This is a genomic window from Methylibium petroleiphilum PM1, from assembly GCF_000015725.1.
Classification (GTDB): Bacteria; Pseudomonadota; Gammaproteobacteria; order Burkholderiales; family Burkholderiaceae_C; genus Methylibium; species Methylibium petroleiphilum.
The window spans coordinates 2,465,467-2,477,871 of sequence record NC_008825.1; the positions used below are offsets into that span (position 1 = coordinate 2,465,467).

General features: G+C 72.6%; 14 protein-coding genes, 1 other RNA gene and 1 riboswitch. Of the genes, 6 read left to right on the top strand and 9 right to left on the bottom strand.

Features of this window, described 5'->3' with window-relative positions; translation table 11 throughout:
* Positions 1-29 precede the first annotated feature (29 nt).
* Positions 30-614 carry a VOC family protein gene (locus MPE_RS11610; RefSeq protein ID WP_011829893.1) on the top strand — a complete coding sequence of 195 codons (585 nt, stop codon included), beginning with the start codon at positions 30-32 and terminating at the stop codon, positions 612-614.
* Here MPE_RS11610 and MPE_RS11615 read toward each other — a convergent pair.
* From MPE_RS11615 to MPE_RS11655, 9 genes are read right to left on the bottom strand one after another with little or no spacing between them, the layout of a single operon-like run.
* Positions 576-1,175, bottom strand: coding sequence for a histidine phosphatase family protein (locus MPE_RS11615; protein ID WP_011829894.1), 600 nt, complete (start codon positions 1,173-1,175; stop codon positions 576-578). The two genes, MPE_RS11610 and MPE_RS11615, sit on opposite strands and share 39 nt — an antisense overlap.
* On the bottom strand, positions 1,172-2,002 hold the full coding sequence (locus MPE_RS11620) for an adenosylcobinamide-GDP ribazoletransferase (protein WP_011829895.1): 831 nt from the start codon (positions 2,000-2,002) through the stop codon (positions 1,172-1,174). Before MPE_RS11620 ends, MPE_RS11615 begins: the two co-directional genes overlap by 4 nt.
* Positions 1,999-3,057: a nicotinate-nucleotide--dimethylbenzimidazole phosphoribosyltransferase gene (gene cobT / locus MPE_RS11625; RefSeq protein WP_011829896.1), complete on the bottom strand. Its 1,059-nt coding sequence runs from the start codon at positions 3,055-3,057 to the stop codon at positions 1,999-2,001. The genes MPE_RS11620 and cobT overlap by 4 nt, the downstream gene beginning before the upstream one ends.
* Position 3,058: 1 nt before the next feature.
* On the bottom strand, positions 3,059-4,585 hold the full coding sequence (locus MPE_RS11630; RefSeq protein ID WP_011829897.1) for a cobyric acid synthase: 1,527 nt from the start codon (positions 4,583-4,585) through the stop codon (positions 3,059-3,061).
* Between the two features lie 4 nt (positions 4,586-4,589).
* Complete coding sequence (locus MPE_RS11635) at positions 4,590-5,420, bottom strand: ABC transporter ATP-binding protein (RefSeq protein ID WP_011829898.1); 831 nt, start codon at positions 5,418-5,420, stop codon at positions 4,590-4,592.
* Positions 5,417-6,427 carry a FecCD family ABC transporter permease gene (locus tag MPE_RS11640; protein WP_011829899.1) on the bottom strand — a complete coding sequence of 337 codons (1,011 nt, stop codon included), beginning with the start codon at positions 6,425-6,427 and terminating at the stop codon, positions 5,417-5,419. The genes MPE_RS11635 and MPE_RS11640 overlap by 4 nt, the downstream gene beginning before the upstream one ends.
* Complete coding sequence (locus MPE_RS11645) at positions 6,424-7,326, bottom strand: ABC transporter substrate-binding protein (protein ID WP_011829900.1); 903 nt, start codon at positions 7,324-7,326, stop codon at positions 6,424-6,426. Before MPE_RS11645 ends, MPE_RS11640 begins: the two co-directional genes overlap by 4 nt.
* An 11-nt stretch (positions 7,327-7,337) precedes the next feature.
* On the bottom strand, positions 7,338-7,931 hold the full coding sequence (locus tag MPE_RS11650; protein WP_011829901.1) for a bifunctional adenosylcobinamide kinase/adenosylcobinamide-phosphate guanylyltransferase: 594 nt from the start codon (positions 7,929-7,931) through the stop codon (positions 7,338-7,340).
* Between the two features lie 10 nt (positions 7,932-7,941).
* A complete protein-coding gene (locus MPE_RS11655; RefSeq protein ID WP_011829902.1) occupies positions 7,942-9,942 on the bottom strand; it encodes a TonB-dependent receptor in 2,001 nt (666 codons plus the stop codon).
* Positions 9,943-10,012: 70 nt separating this feature from the next.
* A riboswitch (cobalamin riboswitch) is annotated at positions 10,013-10,259 on the bottom strand.
* A 48-nt stretch (positions 10,260-10,307) separates the two neighbouring features.
* On the opposite strand from MPE_RS11655, the gene MPE_RS11660 reads away from it, so the two are divergent.
* The 5 genes from MPE_RS11660 (at position 10,308) to MPE_RS11675 (ending at position 12,396) form a co-directional block, all read left to right on the top strand.
* A complete protein-coding gene (locus MPE_RS11660; RefSeq protein WP_011829903.1) occupies positions 10,308-10,544 on the top strand; it encodes a hypothetical protein in 237 nt (78 codons plus the stop codon).
* A complete protein-coding gene (locus MPE_RS11665) occupies positions 10,541-10,867 on the top strand; it encodes a cell division protein ZapA (protein WP_011829904.1) in 327 nt (108 codons plus the stop codon). Before MPE_RS11660 ends, MPE_RS11665 begins: the two co-directional genes overlap by 4 nt.
* A 37-nt stretch (positions 10,868-10,904) precedes the next feature.
* Positions 10,905-11,086, top strand: a non-coding RNA gene (gene ssrS / locus MPE_RS23295) — 6S RNA.
* A gap of 33 nt (positions 11,087-11,119) precedes the next feature.
* A complete protein-coding gene (locus tag MPE_RS11670) occupies positions 11,120-11,584 on the top strand; it encodes an EVE domain-containing protein (RefSeq protein WP_036234346.1) in 465 nt (154 codons plus the stop codon).
* Positions 11,584-12,396 (top strand): sulfite exporter TauE/SafE family protein, encoded by an 813-nt coding sequence (locus tag MPE_RS11675; RefSeq protein WP_041930117.1) that lies wholly within the window; start codon positions 11,584-11,586, stop codon positions 12,394-12,396. Before MPE_RS11670 ends, MPE_RS11675 begins: the two co-directional genes overlap by 1 nt.
* Positions 12,397-12,405: the final 9 nt, after the last annotated feature.

Genomic DNA, 12,405 nt, shown 5'->3' on the forward strand with positions numbered 1-12,405 from the left:
GGCCGGAGACCGCAAGGAGGCTCATCGCCATGACCCGCGTCCGCCCCGGCAAGCTTGCGCACGTTCTCTACCGGACCCGCCGCTTCGAGGAGATGCTGGCGTGGTACCGGGTCGTGTTCGACGCCCGGATCCAGCAGCAGAGTCCGGCGCTGGCCTTCCTGACCTACGACGACGAGCACCACCGCTTCGCATTCGCCAATCTGGCACTGCTGCAGCCCGAGGGCGAGACCGAGAAGACCGGCCTGATCGGCATCGATCACGTGGCCTACGGCTACGCCTCGCTGCACGACCTGTTCCAGAACTACGTGCAGCTCAAGTCGCTGGGCATCACGCCCTACTGGTGCGTCCACCACGGCGTGACGGTGTCGATGTACTACGCCGACCCCGACGGCAACCAGATGGAGTTCCAGGTGGAGGCCTTCGCCTCGAAGCAAGAGGCCAACGCCTTCATGCGCGGGCCGGTGTATGCCGCCAATCCGCTGGGCGTCGAGTTCGACCCGGACGACTGGCTCGCGCGGCTGGCGGCCGGGACGCCCGCGTCGGACCTGCTCGTGCGACGGGAGCACGTGCCGATGTCACCGATCCGAGGGGCGGTGGAGCGCCGGGGCCTGTAGACGCCACAGGATCACCCGACGTCCGTAGCCCGGCGCCTTCGGCCACGTGGCGGCCGTCGGAGCGTGCGCCTCACCGAGCGCCAGCCAGACCGCGGCGGAGAGCCAGCCCCCGTGCGTGACCAGCAGCGCCGCGGGCGCCCGCGCGTGCACCGCCCGCACCCTCGACAGCAACACTCGCACGGACTCGCCGCCGCCCGGCGCATGACCGACAAGGTCCGCCGACCAGGCCGCGATCTCGGCCGCGTCGATCGCCTCCCAGCAGCGCCCGTCCCAGCGGCCGAAGTCCAGCTCGGCGAGCTGCGCATCGACCACGTGACGGAAGCCGAAGCGCCGCAGCCAGCGGCCCACGTCGCGGCAACGTGCCAGCGGCGAGGTCGCGACCGCACGCGGCAGACCCTCGCGGCGCGCGATCGCGCGGATGCGGTGCGCCAGCCGCTTGGCCTTGCGGCGATCGACCGGCAGGTCCGTGCGGGCGCCGATGCAGCGGCCCGCGGCACCCTTCGGCGCCGGGTGGCGCCAGGCGTGCATCAGCGGCGCCGGACGCTCAGCATCGACGCTCATCGCCCCAGCATCGCCAACATGGCCAGGTAGACCGCCAGCTCGCTGAGCTGCTGCGACGCCCCCAGCGTGTCGCCGGTCACGCCGCCCAGCCGACGGCGGAACCATCGCGCACAGGCCAGCCCGGTCATCGCGGCAGCGACCAGCGCCGCCGCCCAGGCCTGCGGCGACGGCAACGCGAACGAGTCGCTGCCGTGACGTGCTGCGGCGAACATTGCGATCAACGCCAGCGGCCACACGCAGGCCACCCCCCAGCTGCCCACCGACACCTGCTGCGCCAGCGGCTTGGCCTTGGCGTGCGCGGGATCACCGGCATACGGCAACCAGCAGTTCAGGCTCACCGCGACGGCACGCGACAGCGTGTGCGCGACGCACAGCGCCGCGAGCGCCCAGCCCAGCGGCAGCGACATCAGCGCCAGCGCCTTCAGCCCCAGCATCACGACGATGCCGATGGCGCCGTAGGCACCGATGCGCGAGTCCTTCATGATCTCCAGCGCGCGGGCCCGCTCGGCGCTGCCGCCGAGGCCGTCGCAGGTGTCGGCGAAGCCGTCCTCGTGGAAGGCGCCGGTCAGCAGGATCGTCGCAGCCATCGACAGGCCCACGGCCACGGACATCGGCCACAGCATGGCCGCCGCGGCGAACACCAGCGCCGCGATGGCGCCGACGAAGGCGCCGACCAGCGGGAAGTAGCGCGCACTCTGGTTCAGCCACGTCGCATCCCAGCCCATCCACGCCGCGAGCCGGCCTGTCACGGGCACGCGGGTGAAGAACTGCAAGGCCAGCAGCAGCAGGCGCAGTTCGTGGGCGAGGCGGGGCTTGATGGGCTTCATGCGGTCGCGGTGCTCGCATCGCGCCCGCTGATTCCGGCACTGTCGAACGAGGCCATGCCGTCGAGCAATGCCACCGCGCCGACCACCAGCGGCCAGGCCAGCGCCGCGCCCGAGCCTTCGCCGAGCCGCAGGTCCAGCGCCAGCAGCGGACGCGCACCCAGGTGCGCCAGCGCGCGGGCGTGGCCGGCCTCGTCGGAGCAGTGCGCGAACACGCAGGCCTCCAGCACCGCTGGCCGCAGCGCGTGCGCGACCAGCAGCGCGGCGGTGACGATGAAGCCGTCGACGACGATCAGCCGCCGCTCGTGCGCGGCCTGCAACATCGCACCGGCCAGCGCGGCGATCTCGAAGCCGCCGAAGGCCGCCAGCGCCTCGAGCGGCGTGGCGACGCCCGCATGGCGCTGCGCCACCTGCGCCAGAACCTCGAGCTTGCGGGCCAACCCCGCATCGTCGAGTCCGGTGCCGCGGCCCACGCAGGCGGCCAGCGGCGCGCCGGTGAAGTGTGCCGTCAGCAGCGCCGCGGCCGAGGTGTTGCCGATGCCCATCTCGCCCAGCACCAGCGCGTTGCCCGGCACCGAGCCGACGACCTCGCGGCCGAGTTCCAGCGCCTGCACGCACTGCGCCCGGCTCATCGCCGGGCCCAGCGACGCATCGGCGGTTCCGCCCGGCGCGACCGGCCGCACGATCAGACCCGGCCGCACCGCCCGCGCGCCGCGCACGCCGGCGTCCACCACCGTCAGCGGCAGGCCGTGCAGGCGCGCCAGCACACTGATCGCCGCGCCGCCGGCAAGGAAGTTCTCGACCATCTGCGCGGTCACGTCGCTCGGATAGGCCGACACGCCGCGCGCCGCGAGGCCGTGGTCGGCCGCGAACACCAGCACCTGCGGTGCGTCCAGCCGAGGGTCCACGCGGCCCTGCAGCAGGCCGGCCTGCAGCATCAGCGCTTCCAGCTGGCCCAGCGCGCCGAGCGGCTTGGTCAGGTGGTCGATGCGCTGCCGCAGGCGAGCGGTGAGCGCTGCGTCAGCGCGGGGCGCGACGGCCGGCGGTGTCCAGTCCATCTCAATCCTTCCCGGGTTCGGCGTCGGCCAGCAGCCGCATCAGCGCGCCCGGCTCGAAATGCCGGTCGATGAAATCGGCCAGTCCGTCGAACACCGACTCGAGGCCGCGCACGCGCGCACCGAACAGCGCGCGCAGCACCTCGGTCGATTCGAACAGGCCGTGCGCGTAGAGGCCCAGCACGCTGCCCTGCTGCCAGCCGATGGCTTCGCCCTCGGCATTGCGCAGCGCCACCGCCGCCGCCGGCAGCGCCGGGTGCTGCACGCTGCGGCCGTGGCGGATCTCGTAGCCGCCGAACTGCACGCCGCGCAGCATGCTCCATTCGTCTCCCACACCATCAAAGCAGGCGTCGGTGCGGCGCAGCAGCTTGTCGGGCTCGAAGGCCGTGACCAGCGGCAGCAGGCCCAGCCCCGGCGCATTGCCCTCGCCGTTCTCGCCCTCCACGCCGTGCGGGTCGACCAGCGCCTCGCCCAGCATCTGCAGGCCGCCGCACAGCCCGAGCACCGGGCGGCGCGCGGCGGCATGGCGCGCCAGCGCCGCGTCGATGCGCTGCTCGCGCAGCCAGGCCAGGTCGCCGCTGGTGTGCTTGGAGCCGGGTAGCACGATCCAGTCGGCGCCCGCCAGCTCCTCCGCGCTGCGCGCCCAGCGCAGCTGCACGCCGCGCAGCTGGCGCAGCGGCTGGAACTCGTCGAGGTTGCTGATGCGCGGGTAGGCCACGACGGCGATGCGCAGGCTGGCCGCGGCATTGCCGGCGCCGCGCTGCCAGCCGGGACCCTCGTCGTGCAGGCCGTCTTCCTCGGGCAGTCCGTGGCCGCGCCACATCGGCAGCACCGCGAGGGTCGGCACGCCGGTCAGCGCCAGCAGCTGCTGCGGTCCCGGTTCGAGCAGCCGCGCGTCGCCGCGGAAGCGGTTCAGCACATAGCCCCGCAGCAGTGCGCGCTCCGCCGCCGGCAGCAGCTGGTGCGTGCCGTAGAGGTGGGCGAACGCGCCGCCACGGTCGATGTCGCTCACCAGCAGGCAGGCGGCCCGCGCCGCCTGCGCGGTGCGCATGTTGACGTAGTCGCTGGCGTGCAGGTTGATCTCGGCCGGCGAGCCGGCGCCCTCGATCACCACCACGTCGTTCTCGGCCATCAGCGCCAGCAGCGCGTCCTGCGCGAACGGCCACAGCCGCTCGCTGCGCTCGCGCCACGGCACGGCCGCGAGGTCGGCACGCACCTCGCCCAGCACGACGACCTGGCTGCCGGTGTCGTTCTCGGGCTTCAGCAGCACCGGATTCATGCGCACGTCGGGCAGCACCCGGGCGGCCAGCGCCTGGAAGTACTGCGCGCTGCCGATCTCGCCGAGCCGGCCCCCGCTGCCCGGCACCACGCGCGCGTTGTTGCTCATGTTCTGCGCCTTGAAGGGCGCGACCTTCAGGCCCTGACGCGCATACCAGCGGCACAGCGCCGTCGCCAGCCAGCTCTTGCCGGCCCCGCTGGTGGTGCCGAGCACCATGACAGCCCGCGCGGGCGATCGTGTGCGTCCGTTCATCGTCTCAGGGCGCCGCGTCAGCAGGCAGGTGGGGCACGGTGATGTAGCGCTGCACGCCGCCGGGGCTCGGCAGCGGCTCGATGCGCAGCGCGCCGTCAAACACGTCGACCAGCGCGTGGTGCAGCGCCGGATCGTCGTGCTCGCCCTCGGCGCGCAGGCGCCCGGCCTGCAGCACCACCAGCCGGTCGGCCTGCAGTGCCAGCGGCAGGTCGTGCAGCACGCTGACCACCGTGTGGCCGCGCGCCAGCCGGCGCAGGAGCCGGACCAGCGCCACCTGGTGCGGTGGGTCGAGGTGGGTGGTCGGCTCGTCGAGCAGCAGCACCGGCGCACGCACTGCCAGCGCGCGCGCCAGCAGCACGCGCTGGCGCTCGCCGCCCGACAGCTCGTGCAGGCGGGCGTGCTGCCAGGCACTGCACTCGGTGGCGGCCATGGCCTCGTCGACGATGGCCTCGTCGGCCGGCCCCGGCAACGCGAACAGGCCGAGCTGCGGCAGGCGGCCGAGCTGCACCGTCTCGCGCACCGTGAGGTCGCCGCTGGTGTCGCCCTGCTGCGCCAGCCAGGCGATGCGCCGTGCGCGCTCGCGTGCCGGCCATTCGGCCAGCCGCCGCTGCTGCAGCCACACGCTGCCGCGCGCCGGCGTCAGCAGCCCGGCCAGCGTGCGCAGCAGCGTGGACTTTCCGGCTCCGTTGGGGCCGACGATGGCGGTCCAGCCCGGTTCCAGGCTCAGCGACAGGTCGTGCAGCACCGGGTGGTCGCCCAGCGCGACCTGCAGGCCGTCGGCGCGCAGGGTCGGGCCCGGCCCGCCTGTCTCGCGCGGCGCGACCGGCGCGTTCATGCCATCCCCCGGCGGTGCAGCAGCCACAGCAGGTAGCCGCCGCCGAGCACCGCGGTCAGCACACCGACCGGCAGCTCCTGCGGCGCGATCAGGCTGCGCGCCAGCACGTCGGCCGAGAGCAGCAGGCAGCCACCGGCCGCGGCGCTGGCGACCAGCGTGAAGCTCTGCGTCGCCGGCACGAAGCGCCGCACCAGGTGCGGCGACACCAGGCCGACAAAGGCCACCAGTCCGGCCTGCGACACCGCGAGCCCGGTCGCCAACGCCAGCACCGTCACCAGCACCATGCGCAGCGTCGGCAGCGCGAGGCCCAGGCTCACGGCGCTGTCGATGCCCAACGTCAGTGCGTCCAGCACGCGCGCCAGCCGCCACGCCAGCGGCAGCGTCAGCGCCAGGCCAACGGTCAGCAGGCCGACACTGGTCCAGCCCAGGAAACCGGTGCTGCCGAGCATGAAGGCCTGCTTGCCGCGCAGGGCCTCGGGCGCCGCCATCGTCGCCAGGTCACCGAACGCGCCGAGCACCACACCCACCACCACGCCGGCCAACAGCAGTCGCACCGTGTGCTGAGCGCCGCGCGACAGCAGCAGCGTCAGCAGCACCCCGCCCAGCGCACCGGCGAAGGCGGCCAGCACCAGGCCGGCGCGCGCCAGCAGGTCGGCCGCCGCGAGGCTGACGCCGTGGCCGGCAAGCGCGCTGCCGGCCAGCACCAGCACCACGCACAGCGAGGCCCCGGAGGCCGAGCCGAGCAGGTAGGGATCGGCCAGCGGATTGCGGAACAGGCCCTGTGCCACCGCGCCGGCCAGGCCGAGCAGCGCACCGACCAGCCACGCACCGAGCGTGCGCGGCGCACGGATCTCGCCGACGATCAGGCCGGCATCCGGGCCCCACAGCGACCCAACCGACCAGCCCTCGCTGCCGGCCATCAGGCCGGCGACGATCAGCAGCGAGCTCAGCACCGCCAGCCCGACCGCAAGATGGCGGCGACGCGAGACGATTTCGGCGTGGGTCATCGGCTCCCCGCCCCCGGCTTCGCACTGGCGGCCGACACCGGCAAAGCGGCCAGGCAGTCGGCCAGCAACAGCGCCGCTTCTCCCATGCGCGGGCCGGGACGCACCAGCACGTCGTAGGGCGCGCTCGCGAAGCCGCAGGTCTGTCGCCGCTGCAGCGCCTGCAGCGAGGCCCAGCCCGGACGTCCGGGCATCTCGGCCAGGTTGCGCTGCAGCGCCATCACGATGTCGGGCTGCGCGCGCAGCACGTACTCCGGGTTGAGGCGCGGAAACGGCCCCAGCGCCGGCGGCACGACGTTGCCGAGCCCGAGCCGCAGCAGCGTCTCGCCGATGAAGGAGCCACTGCCGGCGGCATAGGGCGTGGCATCGACCTCGAAATAGACGCGCCGGCCGCGCAGCGTGGCCGGCACCCGCGCGGCGGCGTCGGCCAGCTGCCGCTCGATGGTCAACCACACCGGCGCGGCCGCGGCCGGCGTGCCGAGCAGCCGCGCCACGGCGTGCAACGCACGCTGCACGCCGGCATGGTCGCGCGCCTCCAGCACCACCAGCTTGAGGCCCAACGCTTCCAGCCGCTCGATCACGCGATCGGAGAGGGCCAGCAGCACCACGTCGGGCTTCAGCGCGACGATGGCTTCGATCTGTGCATCCTCCAGCCCTCCCAGCTTGGGCAACGTGCCGACGCCGGCCGGCCAATTGGAGAAGCGGTCCGTGCCGACCAGCCGCGCGCAACCGCCGAGCGCGCACACGCTCTCGGTCAGCGAGGGCAGCAGCGTGACGATGCGCTGCGGCGGCACCGCCAGCGTCAGCGTCACGCCGCGGTCGTCGCGCAGCTCGATGGGCGCCGCTGCAGCGACGTGCAGGCCCAGCGCCCCCAGCAGCACGAGGACGCAGCACCGCAGCATCGAAGACAGGCTCACGGATCCGCCCGCCTCACCGGCAGCTCGATGCCGGCGACCATCAGCGTGACCCGTGCGCACTGCGCCGCCACTGCCTGGTGCAGGCGGCCGAGGTCGTCGACGAAGCGGCGCGCCTCGGCGCCCAGCGGCGCCAGGCCGAGGCCGATCTCGTTGGACACCAGCACCACCGGCCCGCGCGCCGATCGCAGCGCCTCGCACAGGTCGGCGACGTGGCGGTCGAGTTCGGCGTCGGTCACGGCCGCGCCCTGCATCGGCATGCGCAGGTTGGTGAGCCACAGGCTCAGGCAATCCACCAGCACCATCCGATCCGGCTCGCTGTGGCGCCTCACGGCAGCGGCCAGCTCGCGCGGCACCTCGTCGGTCGCGAGACCGGGCACGCGCTCGGCGCGGTCGTGTCGGTGTCGGGCAATGCGCGAGCGCATCTCGTCGTCGCCCGCCAGCGCGGTAGCCAGCAGCACGGCCGAGCGGCCGGGCAGCGCCAGCCAGTCGGCCGCGCGCGACTCGGCGCAGCGCGACTTGCCGCTGCGCTGGCCGCCGAGGATCAACTCGCCTGTCCCGCTGCCCTTCGGATGACTGCGCCGCTCGCCCATGCGCCTCCCGTCAGAAGCTGACCTTGACCGATGCCGCGAAGGTGCGACCCGCCTCCGGGTAGATCGAGGTCGTTTCGCCGCCGGCCGTGCACCCGAAGGCCTGCGTGTAGTACTTGCGGTCCGTCAAGTTGACCACGCCGAGCGCGAACTCCGCCTGCGTCCAGCGATAGGCGTAGCGCAGGTCGGCGGTGGTGCGACCCGGGATGCTGCAGACGTTGGCGAAGTCCGGGCTCTGCGAGGACACGTAGTTCACGATCGCATCGAGCTTGTGCGCCGGCGCGGGCGTCCAGTCGGCCCGAAGGGACAGCGTGCGCTCGGGTGTCAGCGGCACATCCTGGCCGTCGTAGGCGCCCTCGGTGAAACGGGCCCGCCGCAGCGCGCCGTTGACGCGCAGGTTCAGCGCCTCGGTCAGCGCCTGCGCCAGTTCGAGCTCGACACCCTGCCGGCGCGTCGGGTCGAAGTTGACGTTGGCGCCGAACGGCCCGAACGGTCCGACGCCGCTGGGATCGAAGCCGATCTCGTTCTTCAGCGAGCTGCGGTAGACGCGCAGCTCGGCGCTGCGGCCGGCAGCACGCCAGCGCACGCCCAGTTCGGTGTCGCGTGAAGTCTGCGGCCGCAGCGGCACGGCCGGATTGGTGAAGCTGAACTCGTCGACGTTGGCGAGGCGGAAGCTGCGGCCGACCCGGCCGTAGACCGCGCTGTTCTCGGACAGCGGCTGCAGCACGCCCAGTTCCCAGGCGCGCTGGCGGTCGTCGATGCGGTCGACCGTGCTGCTGACCGCCTTCTCGATGCGCTCGGTGCGCACGCCGGCGCTCAGGCGGGTGCCGCCGCTCAGCGTGAGGTCGTCCTTCAGGTAGTAGCCGGTCGAGGACTGCTCGCCCACCGAGCCGATGGCGCCCAGCACCGTGCGTTCCCATTCGTTGCGATCCACGCCGAACACCACCGCGTTGACGACCGACGCGAACTGCGTGCGGTTGCGCACCCGCAGCGAGTAGTTCTTCGCGTCGACGTCGTAGTCGTAGGCGAAGGCCCCATTGCGGCTGCGCAGCTCCTTGTCACGCCAGCCGGCGTCAAGGCCGAGTTGCCAGTCGCCGCCGAGATCGGCCTCGGCGAACACGCCACTGCGCGTGTTGCGGATATCGGCGTGGTCGTTCGGCGCAGTGGTCTGGCTCGGGTCGGCGGCGTACTGCGCCGCAGTCAGCGCGCCGGGCAGCCCGGTGTCGAGGTCGTCGTAGGCATGCCGCAGGCCGACGCGCAGCCAGTCGTTGCGCCACTGGCCGGTGAGCGATGCGCCCTCCGTCTCCGAACGGAAGTTGTCGCGATGGTTGTCGGTCGTGCGGCGGTTGGCGGCCGCATCCAGCGAGAAGCCGCCGGCCTCGAGCGTGGCGTCGGCGCGCAGGTCGCGCAGGCGATCGCTGCCGGCGGCGGCGTACACGCTGGCCCGGTTGCTGCGAGCTGTTCCGTGACCCGCCTTGGTGGTGACGATGATCACGCCGCCCGTGGCGCCCTCACCGTACAGCACGGTGCCGCTGCCGCGCAGCACCTCGATGCGCTCGACCGAATTGATCGGGATGCCGGCCAGCCGCGTGCCGCCGAGGTCGCCCTCGTTGATGCGGATGCCGTCGAGGATCACGACCTGGTTGTTGTCGGACGTGGTGCCGAAGCCGCGCAGGTCGAGGGCGTAGTCGCCACCGCCGTAGAGGTCGAGCCGACCGGGCACGCCGAGCAGCTTCATCACGGCCTCGTTCACCGTGGACACGCCCGAGTCGGCGATGTCCTGGGCGGTCAGCACGCTGACACCGTACGGCAGCGTCGCCGAGTCCTCGACGAAGCGGCTGGCCGTGACCAGCACCGGAGGCAGCTTGCCTGCCTCGGTGACGGGCGCGGATTGCGCGCTCGCGATGCCGCTGGCGAAGCCCAGCAGCGACAGCATCAACAACGGCGCATGCGGCAGCGCCCCGAGGCGAACAGGAATGCGAGGCGCGGTGGCCTCGAAGGGAGTGGCAATCATGGAATGACCAACGATGAAAACGTGCGCGCCAGCTTCCCCGCGGGCGCTCACCTCATGACGCGCCGCTTGCGCAGCACGCCTCCCGTTGGCCGGTATCCGGGCTGGCGGAACGACCCTCGCGACCTTCCCAGAGCCGGAGACTCCAGTGGCATGTGCGCGAGAGCGGAAGTGTGAACGCAGGCGTTCTGGCTTCGTCCGCTGACCGTTGCGGGGGCAGCGCAGGCTGAAGGAGCACCCGGTGGGTCCCCCTCCTCTGCTTCCCGTTTAACTGCGCCGGCGTGAACGCCGGCACGAGCACCAACAGCCCGCAGTGTAAGCGCGGCCCGGGCCGCCCCCTACAATCGTCGCGTGCAGTGAGGAGAGGCATGGCGACGATCGAAGAACTGGCCGAGCGCGTGGAGCGGTTGCTGCTGAGGCACCAGGAACTGCAGCGCACGCACGCGCTGACCCTGGAGCAGCTGGCCGGCGTCAATGCCGAACGCGACTCGCTGCGCTCCCGCCTCGCCGCCGCCCGCCAGCGCGTCGAGGCCCTGCTGGATCGCCTGCCGGCCAGCGAACCGGTCGCCGAGGCCGGCCCGGAGACCGGAAAGACCGCCGAATGAAGCAGCTCGAAGTCACCATCATGGGCCAGAGCTACATCCTCGGCTGCCCCGACGGCGGCGAACGGGCCCTGCTCGAGGCCGTGGGCAACGTGGACCAGGAGATGTGCGCGATCCGCGACGCCGGCAAGGTGCGCGCCCGCGAGCGCATCGCGGTGCTCGCCGCGCTCAACCTCGCCTACCAGCTGGCCGAGCGGCCGCTGGCGGCGGCGACACCGGCGCGCAGCGCCGGGCAGGCCGCGCCGGACCCCGCACACGGCATCGACATCGAGGCCCTGATCGGGCGCATCGACGAGACCCTCGGGCGCGACGGTCAATTGCTCTGAAACGCCGGTTCGTCAGCGCTGGCGGCGTACACTGATCTCGTCCGTCGCGTTCGCGGGAGTTTTATATTTCCTTGAACCGATGCTCATATGAGCCCGGGCTTGGAACATTGCGAAGCGGGCGTGATCGTCTCGCGTCAGATGAACCCGAAGCTTCGCTGACCTCGCCCACCTGAACTCCCCTGGGTTCAGGAATGCGACTCCCGGTTCGCGGCGGACACCTTTCCCCGTTGCCCTTCCCGACCTGCTGCCGCCATGGCGTACTGGCTGATGAAGTCCGAGCCCGACGAGTGCTCGATCGACGACCTGGCGCGCGCGCCGGGCCGCAAGCTGCCGTGGACCGGCGTGCGCAACTACCAGGCGCGCAACTTCATGCGCGACGATTTCCGGCCTGGCGACGGCGTGCTGTTCTATCACTCGTCGTGCCCGCAGCCGGGCATCGCCGGGCTGGCCGAGGTGGCTTCCGTCGCGCACACCGACGCGACCCAGTTCGACCCGGCGAGCCCCTACCACGACCCCGCCTCGAAGCCCGAGGCACCGCGCTGGTTCGGCGTGGACGTGAAGCTGGTGCGCAAGACGCCGCTGCTGTCGCTGGCCGCGATGCGCGCGGCACCCTCGCTCGCGACGATGCGCGTGCTGCAGCGGGGCAACCGCCTGTCCATCACGCCCGTCACGACGGCCGAGTGGCGCGCGGTGCTCGCGCTGCTGCCGCCGGCCTGATGCTGCTCGCCTGGCCGCTGGTCGTCGAGCTGCTGCTGCTGGGCGCGGGCGCCGGCTTCCTGGCCGGCCTGCTGGGCGTCGGCGGCGGCATGGTGCTGGTGCCCTTCATCACGCTGCTGCTGACGCTGAAAGGCTTTCCGTCCGACCTGATCGTGAAGGTCGCGATCGCGACCTCGCTCGCGACGATCTGCTTCACCTCGCTGTCTTCGGTGCGAGCCCATCATGCGCGCGGCGCCGTGCGCTGGGACATCGTGCGCCGCCTCGCACCTGGGATCGTGCTGGGCTCGCTGCTGGGGGCGCAGGTCGCGAAGGCGCTGCCCTCGGCGCTGCTGGCCGGGCTGTTTGCGCTGTTCGTCGGCTTCTCGGCGACGCAGATGCTGCGCGGCGGCAAGCCCACGCCGGCCCGGCAGTTGCCACCCGCGCCCGGACTGTTCGGCGTCGGCGGCGTGATCGGCGCCGTGTCGGCGCTGGTCGGTGCCGGTGGCGCCTTCATGTCGGTGCCGTTCATGACCTGGTGCAACGTGCCGATCCACAACGCCGTGGCGACCTCGGCCGCACTGGGCGTGCCGATCGCGCTGGCCGGCACCGCCGGCTACATCGCCGCTGGCTGGAACCTCCATGGGCTGCCGCCCGGCACGCTCGGCTTCCTCTACCTGCCGGCACTGCTGGTGGTGTCGACCGCCAGCGTGATGACGGCACCGCTCGGCGCGCGCACCGCACATGCGCTCGACGTGCAGCAGTTGCGTCGCGTGTTCGCGCTGCTGCTCTACGCCATCTCCGGCTACATGTTCTGGCGCGCCCTGCAGGGCTGAGCCCGCGTT

Bases quoted from the DNA above. Each gene is read 5' to 3' on its own strand.
- MPE_RS11610 (WP_011829893.1), top strand. From the start codon at position 30: ATGACCCGCGTCCGCCCCGGCAAGCTTGCGCACGTTCTCTACCGGACC.
- MPE_RS11615 (WP_011829894.1), bottom strand. From the start codon at position 1,175: ATGAGCGTCGATGCTGAGCGTCCGGCGCCGCTGATGCACGCCTGGCGC.
- MPE_RS11620 (WP_011829895.1), bottom strand. From the start codon at position 2,002: ATGAAGCCCATCAAGCCCCGCCTCGCCCACGAACTGCGCCTGCTGCTG.
- cobT (WP_011829896.1), bottom strand. From the start codon at position 3,057: ATGGACTGGACACCGCCGGCCGTCGCGCCCCGCGCTGACGCAGCGCTC.
- MPE_RS11630 (WP_011829897.1), bottom strand. From the start codon at position 4,585: ATGAACGGACGCACACGATCGCCCGCGCGGGCTGTCATGGTGCTCGGC.
- MPE_RS11635 (WP_011829898.1), bottom strand. From the start codon at position 5,420: ATGAACGCGCCGGTCGCGCCGCGCGAGACAGGCGGGCCGGGCCCGACC.
- MPE_RS11640 (WP_011829899.1), bottom strand. From the start codon at position 6,427: ATGACCCACGCCGAAATCGTCTCGCGTCGCCGCCATCTTGCGGTCGGG.
- MPE_RS11645 (WP_011829900.1), bottom strand. From the start codon at position 7,326: ATGCTGCGGTGCTGCGTCCTCGTGCTGCTGGGGGCGCTGGGCCTGCAC.
- MPE_RS11650 (WP_011829901.1), bottom strand. From the start codon at position 7,931: ATGGGCGAGCGGCGCAGTCATCCGAAGGGCAGCGGGACAGGCGAGTTG.
- MPE_RS11655 (WP_011829902.1), bottom strand. From the start codon at position 9,942: ATGATTGCCACTCCCTTCGAGGCCACCGCGCCTCGCATTCCTGTTCGC.
- MPE_RS11660 (WP_011829903.1), top strand. From the start codon at position 10,308: ATGGCGACGATCGAAGAACTGGCCGAGCGCGTGGAGCGGTTGCTGCTG.
- MPE_RS11665 (WP_011829904.1), top strand. From the start codon at position 10,541: ATGAAGCAGCTCGAAGTCACCATCATGGGCCAGAGCTACATCCTCGGC.
- MPE_RS11670 (WP_036234346.1), top strand. From the start codon at position 11,120: ATGGCGTACTGGCTGATGAAGTCCGAGCCCGACGAGTGCTCGATCGAC.
- MPE_RS11675 (WP_041930117.1), top strand. From the start codon at position 11,584: ATGCTGCTCGCCTGGCCGCTGGTCGTCGAGCTGCTGCTGCTGGGCGCG.